Genomic DNA, 19,777 nt, shown 5'->3' with positions numbered 1-19,777 from the left:
GCCCTGCACAACAGCAGGCCCGGCCCTTCGGGTTGTGCCTTAAAACGGGCCAGGCTGCGTTGCAGGCCTTGGAAAGGGAACAACCATTTCCAGCGGCCTGCGCCTTGCCTGGCCCGCTTTAAGGCGACAACGCGACGGGAAAACTAATTGAGAACGCCCCCTAAGCTTCCAGGACGGATCAAAAAGCCCTGCACGATGTTTATCGTGCAGGGCTTTTTTGTTAATGCTCGGTTAACTTAGTCAGCTAACGATGCACACTCTTGCTCCACCAAAGGCCCGGTGCAGACGTCTGCGTCTGCACAAGAGAGCCCATTAGCCTGAGTCGATCTGCGTGCGACCCACCGAGATCCCGCGGCAGATTGCTCGACCCCACAACTCAAGATCCATGCGGGCGTGCCCATGATTACCCTGAAGCTCAATGGTCAAGACCATCAACTCGACGTCACCGAGGACATGCCGCTGCTCTGGGCGATCCGCGACGTGGCCGGTTACAACGGCACCAAGTTCGGCTGCGGCATGGGCCTGTGCGGGGCCTGCACCATTCATATCGAAGGGGCTCCGGCCCGCAGTTGCATCACGCCCATCGGTTCAGTCACCGGGCAGAATGTCAGCACCATCGACAACCTGCACGCCGATCCGATCGGCAAAGTCGTGCAGCAAGCCTGGCTCGACACGGCAGTCGCCCAATGCGGCTTCTGCCAGGGTGGGCAAATCATGTCGGCGACGGCGCTGCTCAAGACCAATCCGAACCCCAGCGATGAGCAGATCGAAGAAGCCATGGTCGGCAACATCTGTCGCTGCGGCACCTACAACCGCATCAAGACCGCGATCCGCCAGGCCTCCACTCACCTGAAGGAGGCCAAGGCATGAGCCGGTTACCGAATGATTTCGCCCTGAGCAATCTCAGTCGGCGTGGTTTTATCAAAGGTGTCAGCGCAGCCGGTGCATTGGTCGTCGCCGCGAGTTGGGGCTGGCAGGACGCGTTTGCCGAAGAGAAAGAGAAAAAATTCGGCGCCGACGGCATGCCCCATGGCTGGGTCGATGACCCTAAGGTGTATGTCAGCATCGCCGCCGATGGCACGGTGACCGTGATCTGCAACCGCTCGGAGATGGGCCAGGGCGTGCGCACCAGCTTGACCATGGTGGTGGCCGATGAACTGGAAGCCGACTGGGCGATGGTCAAGGTGCAGCAGGCCCCCGGCGATGAAGTGCGCTTCGGCAACCAGGACACCGACGGCTCGCGCAGCATGCGTCACTGGTACGAGCCGATGCGTCGCTGCGGTGCCGCCGCGCGGACCATGCTCGAACAGGCCGCCGCCGCACAATGGAAAGTGCCGGTCGGTGAATGCCATGCGCAACTGCACAAGGTCGTCCATGAGCCTTCTGGTCGCGAGCTCGGATATGGCGCCCTGGCCTCCGCCGCAGGCGCCTTGCCGGTTCCGGCCCGCGACAGCCTGAAGCTCAAGCAGCCGGCTGAGTTCCGTTACATCGGCAAGGAAGGCACCAAGGCCATCGATGGGGAGGACATCGTCAACGGCCGGGCGGTGTACGGCGCCGACGTGCATTTCGACGGCATGCTGTATGCGATCATTGCGCGGCCCACGGTGTATGGCGGCAAGGTCAAAAGCTTCGATGGCAGCGCGGCGATGAAAGTCCCCGGCGTGGTCAAGGTGGTGCAGATCGAAAGCCGTCCGTTGCCTTCGGAGTTCCAGCCCTTGGGCGGTATCGCCGTGGTGGCGAGCAATACCTGGGCGGCGATCAAGGGCCGCGAGGCGCTGATAATCGAGTGGGACGACGGCCCCAATGCCAGCTACGACTCGATCGCCTATCGCAAGGAACTTGAAGCAGCCTCGCTCAAGCCCGGCAAGGTGGTGCGCAATACCGGCAACATCGACAAGGCCATGGCCAGCGCCGACAGCACCCTGGAAGCCTCCTACTACTTGCCGCATTTGTCACAGTCGCCGATGGAACCGATGRTCGCCATTGCGCGGTTCACGGACGGTGCCTGCGAAGCCTGGGGGCCAAGCCAGGCGCCGCAGGTCACCCGGGAACGGATCGGTGAACGCCTGGGCCTGCCGTTCGACAATGTCACGTTCAACGTGACCTTGCTCGGGGGCGGGTTCGGGCGCAAGTCCAAGCCCGACTTCATCATCGAAGCCGCCATCCTCGCCAAGGAATTCCCCGGTAAAGCGGTGCGGGTGCAATGGACCCGCGAAGACGACATTCATTGTTCTTACTTCCACACCGTATCGGCCGAATACCTCAAGGCCAGCCTGAACAAGGATGGCCTGCCATCCGGCTGGTTGCACCGCACGGTGGCCCCGAGCATCACCGCGTTGTTTGCACCGGGCATGAACCATGAGGCAGCGTTCGAACTGGGCATGGGATTCACCAACATGGCGTATGCGATCCCCAACATTCGCCTGGAGAACCCGGAAGCAACGGTGCACACCCGCGTCGGCTGGTATCGCTCGGTGTCGAACATTCCCCATGGTTTCGCGATCCAGAGTTTTATCGATGAGCTGGCGCACAAGGCCGGGGAGGATCCGCTGAAGTACCAGATCAGATTGCTCGGTCCGGACCGTCAGATCGATCCGCGAACCTTGAGTGACGAGTGGAACTACGGCGAATCCCCCGAGCGTTATCCGATCGACACTGCGCGCCTGCGCACGGTACTGGAGACCGCCGCCAAGGCCGCCGGTTGGGGGCGCGAGTTGCCCAAGGGCCGCGGTCTGGGACTGGCGGTGCATTACAGCTTCGTGACGTATGTGGCGGCGGTGATCGAAGTGGAGGTCAAAGACGACGGCACGCTGGTGGTGCACAAGGCCGACATCGCCGTCGATTGCGGACCACAGATCAATCCCGAGCGCATTCGCGCGCAGTTCGAAGGTGCCTGCGTCATGGGCCTGGGGAATGCGGTGCTGGGGGAAATCAGCTTCAAGGACGGCAAGGTCCAGCAGGATAACTTCCACATGTACGAAGTGGCGCGCATGTCCCTGGCACCAAAAGAGGTGGCCGTGCATCTGGTGACGCCGCCGGGCAACGTGCCATTGGGCGGTGTGGGTGAGCCGGGCGTGCCACCGATTGCACCGGCACTGTGCAATGCGATCTTTGCGGCCACCGGCAAACGCATCCGCAACCTGCCGGTTCGTTATCAGCTGTCGGGCTGGCAGAAGGCTGGCGCCTGATGGACAGCGCCGATCTGAACGTCCTGCGCAGTGTGTTGCAATGGCATCGCGCCGGTCAGCGGGTGGTGTTGTACAGCGTGGTCGAAACCTGGGGCACTGCGCCCCGGGCACCCGGCGCCATGCTGGCCTTGCGTGAAGACGGCATGGTGATTGGTTCGGTCTCGGGCGGGTGTGTCGAAGATGACTTGATCGCCCGGCTGCACGACGGACGCCTTGCGCTTGACGGGCCGCCGGTGCAATTGATCACCTACGGCGTGACCCGCGAGGAAGCCGCACGTTTCGGCTTACCCTGCGGTGGCACCTTGCGCTTGACCGAGGAGCGTATCGACGATGGGGCTTGGGTCGAGCAATTGCTCGCCCGTTGCGAGGCCCATGAAATCGTTGCCCGTGAACTGAACCTGGCCACCGGCGAAGTGCTTTTGCAGCCGGCCAATAAAGCTGACGTGTTGACGTTCGATGGACAGACCTTGCGTGCGATCTATGGCCCGCGCTGGCGCTTGCTGCTGATCGGCGCGGGGCAGCTATCGCGCTATGTCGCTGAAATGGCCCGCCTGCTGGATTTCGAGGTGCTGATTTGCGATCCGCGTAGCGAGTTCGTCTACGGCTGGGAGGAGCAGCACGGACGATTCGTTTCGGGCATGCCGGATGAGGCGGTGTTGAATATCGCGACCGATGAACGCACGGCCATCGTGGCCTTGACCCATGATCCGCGTCTGGACGACATGGCGCTGCTCACGGCCCTGGATTCCAGGGCTTTTTACGTCGGGGCGCTGGGGTCGCGGGTCAACAGCCAGAAGCGCCGGGAAAACCTGGCTCAACTGGGTTTGTCGCAACCGGCGATCGATCGCTTGCATGGTCCGATCGGTTTACATATCGGCAGTCATAATCCGGCGGAAATTGCCTTGTCGCTCATGGCGGAAATCGTGGCGGTCAAAAACGGCGTCGAACTGAAGCAGAAGAAAGTCTTGCAGGAGAGGGTATGAGCGAGTCCATTGGCGTCGTCGTGCTGGCGGCGGGGCAGGGCAGCCGCTTTCGTCAGGTGGCGGGCGCCGAAAAGGATAAATTGCTGGCCGATTGCACCGGGCGTGACGGTGTGGTGCGGTCCGTCATCGAGCATACGTTGGTCAACCTTCCGGCGACGCTGGGCAAGCGCGTGCTGGTGACGACCGCTGACCGCCCGCAGGTTATTCGCATGGCTCAGGCCTATGGTTGCGAGATTGTACTGATCGAATCGACGGGAATGGGCGACAGCATTGCCGCGGGAGTCGCTGCCTGCAAGCAACTCGATGGCTGGCTGATGGTGCTGGGGGATATGCCGTTCATCCTGCCATCCAGTATCGGGCAAGTGGTGGCGGGTATTGGCGATGACAGTATCAGCGTGCCTGTGCAGAGCGGTGAGTGCGGGCATCCGGTCGGGTTCGGACGGGACTTCGCGGCGGGGTTGATGGCGCTATCGGGGGATCGTGGCGCAAAATCGCTGTTTGCCCAAGGGCGGGTAGTTGAAGTGACAGTGGATGATCCTGGTGTGGTGTGGGATGTGGATGTGCCGCAGGCATTGATCTTTAGCCCCGCATAGATCTTCAGATCTACCTGGATCCCCTGTAGGAGCGAGCTTGCTCGCGATAGCGATCTGGCATCCAGCAGAGATGCAATCTGATCCACCGCTATCGCGAGCAGGCTCGCTCCTACAATGGATTGTCGTGAAGTCCTGATATAAAAAAGCCCCGCCTGGATCACCAGGCGGGGCTTTTCAGTGGCCGATGGAATCAGACGAGAGGTTTAGGCTCGTGTTCTTTTTCCTCGGCTTGCTCGTGTTGCTCTACCGTTTTCTGAACGGAGCGCGGCGCTTCGTGGATCACCGACTCAACCGGCTCGGCAGCCACTTCAGCGACCGGGGCTGGCGCTGCCTCAACCACTTCAGCAGCAACCGGTGCAGGCTCGGCAGCAACAACCGCTTCAGCCGGAGCAGCAGCGGCAGCCAGTTCAGCTTCCTTCTGCAGACGCTCGGCTTCACGCTTGCGACGACGCACTTCACGTGGGTCGTTAGGCGCACGGCCGCTTGGCGTCAGGGCGCTGACAGGAGCGGCTTCGACTACCGGTGCAGGTGCTTCGGCAACGACCGGTGCTTCAACGACTGGAGCTTCAACCACCGGCGCTGGAGCCGGTTCTGCAGCAGCAACCACCGGCTCGGAAACCATGGCTTCAGCCACTTGGGTTTCAGCGGCTTCAGCGACGGCTGGCTCGGCAACCCAGTTGAATGCGGTTTGCTCTTCGCGAACTTCACGCACGGTTTCAGTCACGGTTTCAACAACCGCTTCTGCAGCCACGGCAGGAGTTTCTACCACTGGCGCTGGCTCGGCAGCCGCTTCAACAGCTGGCTGAGCTTCTGGCGCTGGCGCTACTTCGATTTCCGGCGAGGCGGTGACTTCGACCGGTGTGGTCGCTTCAACGACTGGCGCTTCAACCGGAGCTGCTTCCAGGGTAGCGGCAGTGGCGCGTTCGGCTTGCACATTGGCTTGCGCTTCAGCTGGAGCGCTGATCACGCTGCTGGCAACCGCTGCGGTGACAGCCAGGCCGGCGGCCAGATCGGCAACGCTTGGTGCTTCAGCGTTTTCGCCGGACTCGGACTCTTCCGAACCTTCGATCACATTGCCGTTGGCGTCACGCTGACGCTCGCGACGGTTGCTGCGACGACGCTGGCCACGGGAGCGGCGGCGTGGACGATCGCCTTCGGCGCCTTCCTGACCTTCTTCCTGCAGTTGCTCTTCGTTGGTGGTCAGTTCTTCTTCAGCTTCGGCTGCGGCAGCTTGTTCGGCACGTGGCTGACGCTCTTCACGCGGAGGGCGTGGCGCGCGTTCTTCACGTGGCTGGCGAGCTGGACGCTCTTCAGCGGTAGCAGCGGCGGCTGGAGCAGCCGGAGTAGCCGGAGTAGCCGGAGCGGCATCCAGAGGCTCGCGCAGTTCACGAACGCGTTCTTCGCGCTCACCCCGTGGCTTGCGATCTTCACGCGGAGCGCGCGGGGCACGTTCTTCGCGAGGAGCGCGTGGTGCGCGTTCTTCGCGGGCGACTGCCGGAGTTTCTTCGCGGGTCTCGCGAGGTTCGCGCACTTCGCGTGGTTGGCGCTCTTCACGCGGTTCACGTGGGGCGCGTTCTTCACGCGGTGCACGTTCTTCGCGAGGCTTGCGCTCTTCATCGCGGCGAACATTACGGTTGCGGCTTTGCTGGCGACCGTTGCGACGCTCTTCGTTGCGGGCTGGACGCTCGGCAGCAGGCTTTTCAACCACAACCGGCGCGACAGGCTCTTCCTTGGTGGCAAACAGGCTCACCAGCGACTTAACCAGGCCTTTGAACAGGCTTGGCTCTGGCACGGCAGCCGGAGCAGGGGCCGGAGCGGCAACTTCGGTCGGAACCGGAGCATTGGCGCGGGCCGGCGCCGTCTTGACCGCCGCTTCCTGGCGAACCAGGGTGCGGGTTGCAGCGGCTGGCTGGACTTCTTCCACTTCGGCAGCGGCAGCGGCGATTTCGTAGCTGGACTGGTTGGTGGCCGCTTCCGGGCTGTCATCACGCAGGCGCTGCACTTCGAAGTGCGGCGTCTCGAGGTGATCGTTCGGCAGAATGATGATGCGGGCGCGGGTGCGCAGTTCGATCTTGGTGATCGAGTTGCGTTTTTCGTTGAGCAGGAACGCAGCCACCGGGATCGGCACTTGTGCACGAACTTCGGCGGTACGGTCTTTCAGGGCTTCTTCTTCGATCAGGCGCAGGATCGCCAGGGACAGCGATTCAACGTCACGGATGATGCCGGTGCCGTTGCAACGCGGGCAGACGATGCCGCTGCTTTCGCCCAGGGACGGACGCAGGCGCTGACGGGACATTTCCAGCAGGCCGAAGCGCGAGATGCGACCGACTTGCACGCGAGCGCGGTCGGCTTCCAGGCATTCGCGGACTTTCTCTTCCACGGCGCGCTGGTTCTTGGCAGGGGTCATGTCGATGAAGTCGATGACGATCAGGCCGCCGATGTCGCGCAAGCGCAACTGACGGGCGATTTCTTCGGCCGCTTCAAGGTTGGTCTGCAGGGCGGTTTCTTCGATGTCGCTGCCTTTGGTGGCGCGCGCCGAGTTGATGTCGATGGACACCAGGGCTTCGGTCGGGTCGATGACGATGGAACCGCCGGAAGGCAGTTCGACGACACGCTGGAAAGCGGTTTCGATCTGGCTTTCGATCTGGAAACGGTTGAACAGCGGAACGCTGTCTTCGTACAGTTTGATCTTGCTGGCGTACTGCGGCATCACCTGGCGGATGAAGGTCAGGGCTTCGTCCTGGGCTTCAACGCTGTCGATCAGCACTTCGCCGATGTCCTGGCGCAGGTAGTCGCGGATCGCGCGGATGATCACGTTGCTTTCCTGGTAGATCAGGAACGGCGCGGAACGATCCAGCGAGGCTTCCTTGATGGCAGTCCAGAGTTGCAGCAGGTAGTCGAGGTCCCACTGCATTTCTTCGCTGCTGCGGCCCAGGCCGGCAGTGCGCACGATCAGGCCCATGTCGGCCGGTGCAACCAGGCCGTTCAGGGCTTCACGCAGTTCATTGCGCTCTTCGCCTTCGATGCGACGGGAGATACCGCCGGCACGCGGGTTGTTCGGCATCAGCACCAGGTAACGACCGGCCAGGCTGATGAAGGTGGTCAGGGCGGCGCCCTTGTTGCCACGCTCTTCTTTTTCGACCTGAACGATGACTTCCTGGCCTTCGCTCAGGACGTCCTTGATGTTGACGCGACCTTCCGGGGCTTTCTTGAAGTATTCGCGGGAGATTTCTTTGAGGGGCAGGAAGCCGTGGCGCTCAGAGCCGAAATCGACAAAGGCAGCCTCGAGGCTTGGTTCGATGCGAGTAATCCGGCCTTTATAGATGTTGGCCTTCTTCTGCTCGCGTGCACCGGATTCGATGTCCAGGTCGTAGAGGCGCTGGCCATCTACCAGTGCAACACGCAACTCTTCGGGTTGAGTTGCGTTAATCAGCATTCTTTTCATGTAGTACCGTCGGTTTCCGGGCTGCCGGAAACGGCGTTCGGCACACACGACTTCTCACGGTCGGTGTCAGGTGCGTCGGGAGTGGTTGGCCATTTCCCGTGTCCAGCGAAGTCCGGCCAATGTGGGCCTTCATCGCGACGTACGCGTCCTGCTTGCTGTGGCTACTTAAGCACTCAGTCAGGAGGAGGAATCAACCAGCGGCTGTGGACGAGATGAAGCGTCTTGAGAAAGCCTGTTGCTACACAGTCCGGCGGTTGTGCATCTCCACCCTACACGTATCCCTGATAATTCGGGTGCTGCCGCGCGCAGAATCCGCAGCGGGTTGGCATTTACCGTGAGCTCCGAAAGGGGGAGGTCACGCATCATGGCTAATTTAGGCGTTGTTTCCGATGCCTTCGCTCGGGGTCATTCGCAGCTGACTGCACTTTGTGAACTGGCCGTGAATATGGCGCGCAAAACGAGTGGAAAACTCTGCTTTGTGGCGTGATTCAGGCCTCATGTCACCTGCGCTCGTTACACCTGCAAACTCCACCGTTACGTAGCGAAAGCCCCGTAGGACGGCCTCGCGTCCTGGTGAATTGCGTTGGTCAGGGCCGGTTTTTGACCGTTGGTCCGCTGTCCAGGCCGCTTTTGGCGACGTTCGCGACTATAGCAGTAATGATTAAGTGCTTCAATTCCATAAAAAATTGTTATCATCCGCGGCATGACGACGACTACCCCCCCGACTCCAGGCGTACAACTGCTTGAGGTCTCGCCGGAATATGCCGGCCAACGTATTGATAATTTCCTTCTCGCCCGACTCAAAGGCGTGCCCAAGACCTTGATTTACCGCATTTTGCGCAAGGGCGAAGTGCGTGTGAACAAAGGTCGGATCAAGCCCGAGTACAAGTTGCAGGCGGGCGATATCGTGCGCGTGCCGCCGGTTCGTGTGCCCGAGCGCGACGAGCCGGTGCCACTGGCGCAGGGGTTGCTGCAGCGACTCGAAGCCTCGATTGTCTTCGAAGACAAGGCCCTGATCGTGATCAACAAGCCTGCGGGCATTGCGGTTCATGGCGGTAGCGGCCTGACTTTCGGGGTGATCGAAGCCTTTCGTCAGTTGCGCCCCGATTGCAAAGAGCTCGAGCTGGTTCACCGTCTCGACCGTGATACCTCCGGCCTGTTGATGATCGCCAAGAAACGCAGCATGTTGCGCCATTTGCACACCGCGTTGCGCGGTGATGGCGTCGACAAGCGCTACATGGCGCTGGTCCGCGGTAACTGGGCGAGCTCGATCAAGCAAGTCCGTGCGTCGCTGGGCAAGAGCAATCTGCGTTCCGGCGAGCGCATGGTCGAGGTCGACGAGGAGGAGGGGAAGGAGTCCGTGACCGTGTTCAAGGTCCTGCGCCGCTTCGGCGACTTTGCCACCATGATCGAGGCCAAACCGATTACCGGCCGGACTCACCAGATCCGTGTCCACACTCTGCACGCCGGGCATTGCATCGCTGGCGACACCAAGTATGGCGACGAAGGTTTCAGCAAGGAAATCCGCGATCTGGGCGGCAAGCGTCTGTTCCTGCACGCCTACATGCTGACCGTGCCACTTCCCGATGGCGGTGAGCTGAAGCTGCAAGCGCCGGTCGACGAGATGTGGGCCAAGACCGTGGAGCGATTGAGTGCGCCCATCTGATTACAAGCTGCTGATCTTCGACTGGGACGGCACTCTGGCCGATTCCATTGGCCGGATTGTCGAGGCAATGCACGTTGCCTCGCAGCGCTCCGGATTTGAGCTGCGCGATGATTTTGCCGTCAAGGGCATCATCGGCCTGGGCTTGCCGGAAGCGATCCGCACGCTGTACCCCGAAATCGCTGATGCCGAGCTGATCGCGTTCCGTGAGCACTATGCTGAGCATTACATTGCGTCGGAGGCTGTGCCTTCGCCGCTGTTCGAGGGTGTGGTCGAGTCGCTCGAGGCGTTTCGTGCCGAGGGCTATCATCTGGCTGTGGCGACCGGCAAGGCCCGTCGCGGGCTGGATCGGGTGTTGAAGTCCCATGGCTGGGAGAATTACTTTGATATCACCCGCGCTGCCGACGAGACCGCCAGCAAGCCCCATCCGCTGATGCTCGAGCAAATCCTGGCCCATTGCGAGGTTCGCCCGGAACAGGCGTTGATGGTCGGTGATTCGTCCTTTGATCTGCAGATGGCACGCAACGCCGGCATGGGCTCGGTGGCCGTCAGTTATGGCGCCCAATCGATCGATGCGTTGAAGTTGTATGAGCCGCGACTGGCCATCGACCGTTTTTCAGAATTGCATGCCTGGCTGAGTCAGCGGGCTTAACCGGTTGTTTTTGGGGTGGATGGCATGACCGACGAATGGAAGGCGCCCGCCAAGGCGAGCGCAGAGAGCGGTGACGACAAAAGCTGGAAGTTGCTGGAGAAGACACTGCTGGCCGGCGTGCAGGAGCAGCGCCGGTCCCGTCGCTGGGGGATATTCTTCAAGCTGCTGACTTTTGTGTATCTGTTCGGCGCAATTGCCCTGTTTTCGCCGCTGATGGATATGGAAAAGGCCGCTACCCGCAGTGCCAATTACACGGCGCTGATCGATGTGACAGGCATGATTGCCGACAAGGAGCCGGCCAGCGCAGACAATATCGTTGGCAGCCTGCGCGCGGCTTTCGAGGACGACAAGGTCAAGGGCGTCATCCTGCGCATCAACAGCCCGGGCGGCAGTCCGGTGCAGTCGGGTTATGTCTATGACGAGATCCGTCGCCTGCGCGGCCTGCACCCGGACACCAAGCTGTATGCGGTCATTTCCGACCTGGGGGCTTCCGGTGCCTACTACATCGCCAGCGCGGCGGATCAGATCTACGCCGACAAGGCGAGCCTGGTCGGCTCCATCGGTGTGACGGCAGCCGGTTATGGCTTTGTCGGCACCATGGAGAAGCTGGGCGTCGAGCGTCGCACTTACACCTCTGGCGAGCACAAGTCATTCCTCGATCCGTTCCAGCCACAGAAGCCGGAAGAAACCGCCTTCTGGCAGGGCGTGCTCGATACGACCCACCAGCAGTTCATCAATAGCGTCAAGCAAGGGCGTGGCGATCGCCTGAAGGACAAGGAGCATCCGGAGCTGTTTTCCGGTCTGGTCTGGTCCGGCGAGCAGGCGTTGCCGCTGGGGTTGATCGACGGGCTGGGCAATGCCAGTTCGGTTGCGCGGGATGTGATCGGCGAGAAAGAGCTGGTGGACTTTACCGTTCAGGAGTCGCCGTTCGATCGCTTCTCGAAAAAACTCGGTGCCAGCGTGGCTGAGCATTTGGCGATGTGGATGGGTTTTAACGGTCCGTCGCTGCGCTGAGTCTCTTGTGATAAAAAAACCGGCATCAGCCGGTTTTTTTTAGAATCAAAAGATCGCAGCCTGCGGCAGCTCCTACAGGATTTGGGTGTGCCCGCGATTCATGGGTGAAACCGGCCCGCGTAGGAGCTGCCGAAGGCTGCGATCTTTTGAACTTCAGGGGATTTGCACGCCTTCGGTCAGGAGCATGTCGGTCAAGCGAATCAGTGGCAGGCCGACGAGGCTGGTGGCGTCAGGGCCTTGCGTGCTTTGAAACAGGCTCACCCCCAACCCTTCGGCCTTGAAGCTGCCTGCGCAGTCGTAGGGCTGCTCGGCGTGCAGGTAGCGTTCGATGCGGGGTGCGTCGAGTGTGCGCATGTGTACGGTGAACGGCACGCAATCGACCTGGCAGTGCCCGGTCTGGCTGTTGAGCAGGGCCAGGCCGGTCAGGAACGTCACGCGTGTGCCGCTGGCGGCCAGCAGTTGTTCGCGGGCTTTTTCGAAAGTGTGGGGCTTGCCGATAATTCGCTCTCCCAGCACGGCGACCTGGTCGGAACCGATTATCAGATGAGCGGTATGGCTGTCGGCCAGGGCGCGCGCTTTCTCTTCGGCGAGGCGCTTGACCAGCTCGATGGCGGATTCGCCAGGGCGATGGCTTTCGTCGATATCCGGCGAGCTGCACGTGAAAGGCAGCTGCAGGCGGGCCAGCAATTCCCGGCGATAGACCGAGCCAGAAGCGAGTAATAAAGGCAGCATGCGCATCTCCATAAGGCAGGTGCGAATTCTAGCGAGGCTTCCAAGTGACGGACAGGGCTGAATTTCCTTTGACATGGGCGGGTGCATCCCTATAATGCTGCGCCTATGTTGAATGACCCGATTCCACCTCACGTTGACCCGCGCAAATTGGCTGATCGTGGCACCACCCTTCAAGGTGAAATGCTGCTGGCCGATTTGGAGAGACTCTGCGACCCGCTTTCCGACAATGTCGGTACGGTGCAGGCTAAATTCGTTTTTGAACGAGATGAACGTAAATCTGTGGTCATCCACAGCTTTATCGACACTGAAGTCAAAATGGTTTGCCAGCGTTGTCTTGAGCTGGTCACCCTGCCGATCCACAGCGAATGCAGTTACGCCGTGGTGAAGGAGGGTGCGAATACCCAGTCGTTGCCGAAAGGTTATGACGTGCTGGAACTGGGCGAAGATCCTTTGGATCTGCAGTCACTGATCGAGGAGGAGCTTCTGCTCGCCTTGCCCATTGTGCCTGCTCATCATCCGGAAGAATGCCAGCAGCCGGCGGGAGCAGATGAGCCCGAACCGAGCGAGGACGAGGTAACGCGGTCCAACCCGTTCAGTGTATTGGCGCAGTTAAAGCGTGACCCAAACGTTTAGGAGTTAATCAATTATGGCTGTTCAGCAGAACAAAAAATCCCGCTCTGCCCGTGACATGCGCCGTTCGCACGACGCTCTCGAGGCTAGCACCCTGTCTGTAGAAAAAACCACCGGTGAAGTTCACCTGCGTCACCACGTATCGCCAGAAGGCGTATACCGTGGTCGTAAAGTGATCGACAAGGGCGCTGACGAGTAATCACTTGTCCGCTCAAGTCATCGCGATTGACGCAATGGGCGGGGACTTCGGTCCCCGCAGCATTGTTCAGGCCAGCCTTGCTTGCCTGTCTGCTACACCCTCGCTGCACCTGACCCTCGTCGGTCAACCCTCCCTACTTGAAGAATTGATCGCTGGCCATTCGGCTGTGGATCGCGCGCGCCTGTCGATTGCCCCGGCGAGCGAAGTCATTACCATGGACGAAAAACCCACCCAGGCCTTGCGTGGCAAACCTGACTCGTCGATGCGTGTAGCCCTGGAGTTGTTGCGCGACGGCAAGGTCCAGGCCTGTGTCAGTGCCGGCAATACCGGGGCGTTGATGGCGTTGTCGCGGTTCGTGCTCAAGACCTTGCCGGGTATTGATCGTCCGGCCATGGTGGCGGCGATTCCGACGCAGAAAGGTTATTGCCAGTTGCTCGATCTGGGCGCCAATGTCGATTGCAGTGCCGAGCATCTGTTGCAGTTTGCAGTCATGGGCTCGGTTGCCGCGGAGACTCTGGGCATCACCCGTCCACGGGTGGCGTTGCTGAATATCGGCACCGAAGATATCAAGGGCAACCAGCAGGTCAAGCTGGCCGCCACTTTGTTACAGGCCGCTCGCGGCATCAATTACATCGGTTTCGTCGAAGGCGACGGTTTGTACCGCGGCGAAGCGGATGTGGTGGTGTGTGACGGTTTTGTCGGCAACATCCTGCTCAAATCCAGCGAAGGCCTGGCGACCATGATTGCCGGGCGCATCGAGGCGTTGTTCAGAAAGAACGTAGCCTCTCGCGTGGTCGGCGCGCTGGCGCTGCCCTTGATGAGGCGTCTGCAGGCCGATCTGGCACCTGCCCGGCATAACGGCGCGAGCTTTCTCGGATTGCAGGGGATCGTGGTGAAGAGCCACGGTTCTGCCGGAGTGCAGGGTTTTCAGAGCGCCATTCAGCGCGCACTGATCGAAATTCAGGAAAACCTGCCCGAGCGCATTCACGGTCGTCTGGAGGATTTATTGCTTTAGGCGTTTTCGTCGGACAATGCTTAAATGTGACCGGTTGGTTCGATGGGTCATCCAACTGTCAGTTTCTTGCGCCCCCAAGCGGGACGCCAATTCTCCGACGACAAGATCATTAGGGGCTTGTTACATGTCTGCTTCCCTCGCATTCGTCTTTCCGGGACAGGGTTCGCAGTCCCTCGGCATGCTGGCCGAGCTGGGCGCGCAACATCCGGTTGTTCTCGAAACATTCAAAGAAGCTTCCGATGCACTGGGTTACGACCTGTGGGCACTGACCCAGCAAGGGCCGGAAGAGCAACTCAATCAAACCGATAAAACCCAGCCGGCCATTCTGACTGCCTCGATCGCCCTGTGGCGTCTATGGCTGGCGGAAGGTGGTGCGCGCCCGGCATACGTTGCCGGGCACAGCCTGGGTGAATACAGCGCGCTGGTCGCGGCAGGCAGCCTGAGCCTGGGCGATGCAGTGAAGCTCGTCGAACGTCGTGGCCAGCTGATGCAGGAAGCCGTGCCGGCCGGACAAGGCGGTATGGCTGCCATCCTGGGCCTGGACGATGCCGACGTACTGGCAGCCTGTGCCGAAGCGGCGCAAGGCGAAGTGGTCAGTGCGGTGAATTTCAACTCACCGGGCCAGGTGGTCATTGCCGGTGCCAAGGCTGCCGTCGAGCGCGCCATTGAAGGCTGCAAGGCGCGTGGCGCCAAGCGCGCCATGCCGTTGCCGGTCAGCGTGCCGTCCCATTGCGAGCTGATGCGCCCGGCTGCCGAGCGTTTCGCCGAATCGATCGCCGAGATCGACTGGCAGGCACCGCAGATTCCTGTGGTACAGAACGTCAGTGCCCAGGTGCCGGCCGATCTGGAAACCCTCAAGCGTGATTTGCTCGAACAGCTGTACAAGCCGGTACGCTGGGTCGAATCCATACAGGCGCTGGCAGCCAAGGGCGCGACCAACCTGGTCGAGTGCGGCCCGGGCAAAGTGCTGGCGGGTCTGAACAAACGTTGCGCCGAAGGCGTGTCGACATCCAACCTCAATACCCCAGATGCTTTCGCTGCCGCCCGTGCAGCGTTGGCCTGAATCAGGAGAAGCTTGCATGAGTCTGCAAGGTAAAGTTGCACTGGTCACCGGTGCGAGCCGTGGCATCGGCCAGGCCATCGCCCTGGAACTGGGTCGTCAGGGCGCCATCGTTGTGGGTACCGCGACCTCCGCGTCGGGTGCCGAGCGCATTGCCGCGACCCTGAAGGAAAACGGTATTCAAGGCACTGGCCTGGAACTCAACGTCACCAGCGACGAGTCCGTGGCGGCTGTTCTGGCGAGCATTCAGGAGCAGTTCGGTGCGCCGGCGATCCTGGTCAACAATGCCGGCATCACCCGCGATAACCTGATGATGCGCATGAAAGACGACGAGTGGCATGACGTTGTCGATACCAATCTGAACAGTCTGTTCCGCCTGTCCAAGGGCGTTTTGCGCGGCATGACCAAAGCCCGTTGGGGCCGAATTATCAGTATTGGTTCGGTTGTGGGTGCCATGGGCAACGCAGGCCAAGTAAACTACGCTGCCGCCAAGGCTGGTCTGGAAGGTTTCAGCCGTGCTCTGGCGCGTGAAGTCGGTTCGCGTTCGATTACGGTAAACTCGGTGGCCCCTGGGTTCATCGATACCGATATGACCCGTGAACTGCCCGAGGCGCAGCGTGAAGCCTTGCAGACGCAGATTCCGCTGGGTCGTCTGGGGCAGGCTCAAGAGATCGCGTCCGTGGTCGCTTTTCTTGCGTCGGACGGTGCGGCTTACGTTACCGGAGCTACAATCCCGGTGAACGGCGGGATGTACATGTAATTCAAATGTGACGGATTGCTTCAAAAAAATGTCATACGAGCTGTCTAAAATCCGTTATAAAGCTGCAATCTATTTTATAGGCATAGGGTCACCGGGTTTGAGGAGTGAAGCTTTCAGTTGAAAAGCTGAAAAGTCTTTCTATACACTTACCCACTGGCCAGCCGCCTGAATTTGTCCATTAGGAGTGAAAACAAGGTATGAGCACCATCGAAGAGCGCGTCAAGAAAATCGTTGCTGAGCAACTGGGCGTTAAAGAAGAAGAAGTGGTCAACACTGCTTCCTTCGTAGAAGACCTGGGTGCCGACTCCCTTGACACCGTTGAGCTGGTGATGGCTCTGGAAGAGGAATTCGAGACCGAAATCCCTGACGAAGAAGCCGAGAAGATCACTACTGTACAAGCTGCAATCGACTACGTTACTAGCCACCAGGCGTAATAGTTTGTAATCGTTGCTCGCTGTCATGGAAAAACCGCACTGCCATCACGGCGTGCGGTTTTTTCTTTAGGCCTGATGCAAAGTCGTCATTTGAAAAAGGAGAGTGCTGTGTCGCGTAGACGCGTCGTAGTCACCGGTATGGGTATGTTGTCGCCACTGGGCACGGATGTGCCAAGCAGCTGGCAGGGCATTCTGGCTGGCCGCAGTGGCATTGGTCTGATCGAACACGCCGACCTTTCTGCCTATTCCACCCGTTTTGGCGGCTCGGTAAAGGGCTTCAATGTCGAGGAATACCTGTCGGTCAAGGAAGCCCGCAAGCTCGACCTGTTCATTCAATACGGTCTGGCCGCAGGTTTTCAGGCGGTACGCAATTCCGGCCTGGAAGTCACCGACGCCAACCGTGAACGCATCGGCGTGGCCATGGGCTCGGGTATTGGCGGACTGACCAATATCGAAGAAACCGCCCGCACGCTGCACGAGACCGGCCCACGACGGATTTCTCCGTTCTTCGTGCCAGGCTCGATCATCAATATGATTTCCGGTTTCCTGTCGATCCATCTGGGGGCACAGGGACCTAACTACGCCATCGCCACGGCCTGTACCACCGGTACTCACTGCATTGGCATGGCGGCCCGCAACATCATGTACGACGAAGCCGACGTGATGATTGCCGGCGGTGCCGAGATGGCCGCCTGCGGCCTGGGCATGGGCGGCTTCGGTGCCTCCCGCGCGCTGTCGACCCGCAACGACGAGCCAACCCGCGCCAGCCGTCCATGGGACAAGGGCCGCGATGGCTTCGTGCTGTCCAACGGTGCCGGTGCGCTGGTGCTGGAAGAGCTCGAGCACGCCAAGGCGCGTGGCGCGACCATCTACGCCGAGCTGATCGGTTTCGGCACCAGTGGCGATGCCTACCACATGACTTCGCCGCCAGCCGATGGCGCCGGTGCTGCGCGCTGCATCACCAATGCGYTGCGCGATGCCAAAATCAATGGCGATCAAGTGCAGTACATCAATGCCCACGGCACTTCTACTCCCGCAGGCGACCTGGCCGAAGTCAATGCGATCAAGTCGGTGTTCGGCGAGCACGCCTACAAGCTGGCCGTCAGTTCGACCAAGTCCATGACCGGTCACCTGTTGGGTGCGGCGGGCGCGGTCGAGGCGATCTTCAGCGTGCTGGCAATCAACAGCCAGGTAGCGCCGCCGACCATCAATCTCGATGAGCCGGACGAAGACTGCGACCTTGATTTCGTGCCGCACACGGCGCGCAACATGGATATCGATGTGGTCGTTTCCAACTCCTTCGGTTTTGGCGGCACCAACGGCTCGCTGGTGTTCCGCCGGTTCGCAGGCTGATGGACAGCTGGGTCGACGGTCAGCCGGCTGACGCTTTGTCGCTGAAGGATCGCGGCCTGGCTTATGGCGATGGTCTGTTCGAGACCATCGCCGTGCGCAACGGGCAGCCCGTATTGCTGGACCGGCATCTGTCGCGTCTGGCGGACGGCTGTTCGCGTCTGGCGCTTGCCGCCGATCAGGCGTTGATCCGCAGCGAACTGCTGGCCTACGCCGCGGCACTGGGTGACGGGGTGCTCAAGCTCATCCTCACTCGTGGCGATGGTCTGCGCGGTTACGCCCCGGATCCTTCGGCTCAGGCCCGACGCATTCTGCAAGGCAATCCACCCGTTGCTTACCCTGCCGTGCATGGCGAGCAGGGTGTTCGTCTGTTTCCTTGCTCCACGCGATTGTCCAGACAGCCATTACTGGCCGGCCTCAAGCACCTGAACCGTCTTGAACAAGTCCTCGCCCGTGCCGAATGGCAGGACACCGAGCATGCCGAAGGCTTGATGCTCGATCAGGCCGGGCGCGTGATTGAAGGCGTGTTCAGCAATTTGTTCCTGGTGCGTGATGGCGCACTCATCACCGCTGACCTCAAGCGCTGCGGCGTGGCCGGCGTGATGCGTGGCGAAATATTGTCCCAGGCCAGGTCGCTGGGAATCCCCACGCAAATCACCGACATTCCCCTCGAACAACTGCAATGGGCTGACGAAGTCTTTGTCTGCAACAGCGTGTATGGCGTTTGGCCGGTGCGCGCCTGTGCTGCTCTTCACTGGCCGGTTGGGCCGCTCACCCGTAAACTCCAAATCATTGCCCGTGCGCTACTGGATGCTTGATACGTGAGACGTAAATTCTTGCTGCTGCTGGAAACCGGACTGGTTCTGGCAGGGCTGCTGTTGGGTGCTTCAGCCTGGAAAATTCATTCGGCGCTGGTACAGCCGCTGAACATTGCCCAGGAGCAATTGCTGGATGTGCCCAAGGGCACCACGCCGACCCGCACCTTCTACCGACTCGAAGCCAATGGCGTCATCAAGGACGCATTCTGGCTGCGGGTATATTGGCGCTTCAACCTCGCCAGGCAACCCCTGCACAGCGGTGAATACCGCATGAAGCCGGGCATGACCGTCGAAGGCCTGATCGACCTGTGGAAACGCGGGGAAATGGTTCAGTACAGCCTGACCCTGGTCGAAGGCTGGAATTTCCGTCAGGTCCGCGCAGCGCTGGCCAAAGAAGAGAAGCTCGACCATAGCCTCGACGGTTTGAGCGACAGCCAGGTCATGGACAAGCTCGGCCACAGCGGGATTTTCCCGGAAGGGCGCTTCTTCCCTGACACCTATCGTTACGTGCGCGGCATGTCCGATATCGAGCTGCTGAAAACCGCTTACGAGCGCCTCGACGAAGTGCTCGCCAAGGAATGGGAGCAGCGCGCCGCGGATGCGCCGTACACCGAACCCTACCAGGCGCTGATCATGGCCTCGCTGGTGGAGAAGGAAACCGGCGTACCGCAGGAGCGCGGGCAAATTGCCGGCGTGTTCGTACGACGCATGGCGATGGGCATGCTGCTGCAGACCGATCCGACGGTAATCTACGGCCTTGGCGACCGCTACAGCGGCAAGCTGACCCGGGCTCACCTCAAGGAATCGACGCCCTATAACACCTACATGAATGCGGGCCTGCCGCCGACGCCGATTTCGATGGTCGGTCGCGAAGCCATCCATGCGGCACTCAATCCGGTGGAGGGCAACAGCCTATACTTCGTGGCGCGCGGTGATGGCACTCACGTGTTCTCCGACGACCTGGACGCTCACAACAATGCTGTGAAGGAATTCCAGCTCAAGCGTCGTACCGATTACCGCTCCAGCCCGGCGCCCGCCTCCACGCCCGAGACGCCGCCAACCGAGGCTGAGCAAACCGGTACGCAGGAGGCCAAGTCTTCGCAAGAGTTGGCTCCGATCCCGGCCGCTTCACCGAACACGGCTCCCGAGGCGCTACCGCAAGTGCCGGCGCAAGATCCTGCGCCAGCCCCTGAAATGCCGGAACCCGATGCCAACGCACCGAAAAGCCCGCAATGACTCTG

The 19,777-nt window shown here is 60.7% G+C and carries 18 protein-coding genes; 16 read left to right on the top strand and 2 right to left on the bottom strand.

Annotated elements, in window-relative coordinates:
• Window positions 1-399 precede the first annotated feature (399 nt).
• The 4 genes from AC1DXW_RS08220 to AC1DXW_RS08205 are packed head-to-tail and all read left to right on the top strand — an operon-like array spanning window position 400 to window position 4,764.
• Entirely contained in the window at window positions 400-870 is a 471-nt protein-coding gene (locus tag AC1DXW_RS08220) for a (2Fe-2S)-binding protein (protein ID WP_477754354.1), read from the top strand.
• A complete protein-coding gene (locus AC1DXW_RS08215) occupies window positions 867-3,188 on the top strand; it encodes a xanthine dehydrogenase family protein molybdopterin-binding subunit (RefSeq protein WP_477759909.1) in 2,322 nt (773 codons plus the stop codon). The genes AC1DXW_RS08220 and AC1DXW_RS08215 overlap by 4 nt, the downstream gene beginning before the upstream one ends.
• Window positions 3,188-4,171, top strand: a complete 984-nt coding sequence (locus tag AC1DXW_RS08210; protein ID WP_477754356.1) for an XdhC family protein — start codon at window positions 3,188-3,190, stop codon at window positions 4,169-4,171. The genes AC1DXW_RS08215 and AC1DXW_RS08210 overlap by 1 nt, the downstream gene beginning before the upstream one ends.
• Window positions 4,168-4,764, top strand: coding sequence for a nucleotidyltransferase family protein (locus AC1DXW_RS08205; RefSeq protein WP_477754357.1), 597 nt, complete (start codon window positions 4,168-4,170; stop codon window positions 4,762-4,764). The genes AC1DXW_RS08210 and AC1DXW_RS08205 overlap by 4 nt, the downstream gene beginning before the upstream one ends.
• Before the next feature lie 190 nt (window positions 4,765-4,954).
• Here AC1DXW_RS08205 and rne read toward each other — a convergent pair whose 3' ends face one another.
• Window positions 4,955-8,209 carry a ribonuclease E gene (rne, locus tag AC1DXW_RS08200; protein ID WP_477759908.1) on the bottom strand — a complete coding sequence of 1,085 codons (3,255 nt, stop codon included), beginning with the start codon at window positions 8,207-8,209 and terminating at the stop codon, window positions 4,955-4,957.
• Window positions 8,210-8,912: 703 nt separating this feature from the next.
• On the opposite strand from rne, the gene rluC reads away from it, so the two are divergent.
• Genes rluC through AC1DXW_RS08185 form a run of 3 tightly spaced genes read left to right on the top strand, consistent with a single transcriptional unit; the run spans window position 8,913 to window position 11,538 of the window.
• Entirely contained in the window at window positions 8,913-9,875 is a 963-nt protein-coding gene (gene rluC / locus AC1DXW_RS08195; RefSeq protein WP_477754359.1) for a 23S rRNA pseudouridine(955/2504/2580) synthase RluC, read from the top strand.
• The gene (locus AC1DXW_RS08190) at window positions 9,862-10,524 is read left to right on the top strand and encodes an HAD-IA family hydrolase (RefSeq protein WP_477754360.1); all 663 of its coding nucleotides are present in this window, start codon (window positions 9,862-9,864) and stop codon (window positions 10,522-10,524) included. Before rluC ends, AC1DXW_RS08190 begins: the two co-directional genes overlap by 14 nt.
• 24 nt (window positions 10,525-10,548) lie before the next feature.
• A complete protein-coding gene (locus tag AC1DXW_RS08185) occupies window positions 10,549-11,538 on the top strand; it encodes a S49 family peptidase (protein WP_477754361.1) in 990 nt (329 codons plus the stop codon).
• Between the two features lie 153 nt (window positions 11,539-11,691).
• Here the strand turns inward: AC1DXW_RS08185 and AC1DXW_RS08180 are convergent, their stop codons facing one another.
• Entirely contained in the window at window positions 11,692-12,270 is a 579-nt protein-coding gene (locus AC1DXW_RS08180) for a Maf family protein (RefSeq protein WP_477754362.1), read from the bottom strand.
• 105 nt (window positions 12,271-12,375) lie between these two features.
• Here AC1DXW_RS08180 and AC1DXW_RS08175 point away from each other — a divergent pair, with 105 nt between their 5' ends.
• From AC1DXW_RS08175 to mltG, 9 genes are all read left to right on the top strand, one after another.
• Window positions 12,376-12,903 (top strand): YceD family protein, encoded by a 528-nt coding sequence (locus AC1DXW_RS08175; RefSeq protein WP_007942001.1) that lies wholly within the window; start codon window positions 12,376-12,378, stop codon window positions 12,901-12,903.
• 13 nt (window positions 12,904-12,916) lie between these two features.
• Window positions 12,917-13,099, top strand: a complete 183-nt coding sequence (rpmF, locus tag AC1DXW_RS08170) for a 50S ribosomal protein L32 (RefSeq protein WP_003179396.1) — start codon at window positions 12,917-12,919, stop codon at window positions 13,097-13,099.
• Window positions 13,100-13,103: 4 nt separating this feature from the next.
• On the top strand, window positions 13,104-14,114 hold the full coding sequence (gene plsX / locus AC1DXW_RS08165) for a phosphate acyltransferase PlsX (protein ID WP_477754363.1): 1,011 nt from the start codon (window positions 13,104-13,106) through the stop codon (window positions 14,112-14,114).
• Window positions 14,115-14,238: 124 nt separating this feature from the next.
• Window positions 14,239-15,177: an ACP S-malonyltransferase gene (gene fabD / locus AC1DXW_RS08160; RefSeq protein ID WP_477754364.1), complete on the top strand. Its 939-nt coding sequence runs from the start codon at window positions 14,239-14,241 to the stop codon at window positions 15,175-15,177.
• Window positions 15,178-15,193: 16 nt separating this feature from the next.
• Entirely contained in the window at window positions 15,194-15,934 is a 741-nt protein-coding gene (fabG, locus tag AC1DXW_RS08155) for a 3-oxoacyl-ACP reductase FabG (protein ID WP_007997043.1), read from the top strand.
• Between the two features lie 197 nt (window positions 15,935-16,131).
• Window positions 16,132-16,368: an acyl carrier protein gene (gene acpP, locus AC1DXW_RS08150; protein WP_003175607.1), complete on the top strand. Its 237-nt coding sequence runs from the start codon at window positions 16,132-16,134 to the stop codon at window positions 16,366-16,368.
• A 108-nt stretch (window positions 16,369-16,476) separates the two neighbouring features.
• Window positions 16,477-17,721, top strand: a complete 1,245-nt coding sequence (gene fabF / locus AC1DXW_RS08145; RefSeq protein ID WP_477759907.1) for a beta-ketoacyl-ACP synthase II — start codon at window positions 16,477-16,479, stop codon at window positions 17,719-17,721.
• Window positions 17,721-18,536 carry an aminodeoxychorismate lyase gene (gene pabC, locus AC1DXW_RS08140; protein WP_477754366.1) on the top strand — a complete coding sequence of 272 codons (816 nt, stop codon included), beginning with the start codon at window positions 17,721-17,723 and terminating at the stop codon, window positions 18,534-18,536. Before fabF ends, pabC begins: the two co-directional genes overlap by 1 nt.
• A gap of 3 nt (window positions 18,537-18,539) precedes the next feature.
• Entirely contained in the window at window positions 18,540-19,772 is a 1,233-nt protein-coding gene (gene mltG / locus AC1DXW_RS08135; protein ID WP_477754367.1) for an endolytic transglycosylase MltG, read from the top strand.
• Window positions 19,773-19,777: the final 5 nt, after the last annotated feature.

This window comes from Pseudomonas sp. P4_C4 (genome assembly GCF_056402055.1).
The sequence above is the reverse complement of the archived record's forward strand: the minus strand, read 5'-3'. Positions and strand labels throughout refer to the sequence as shown.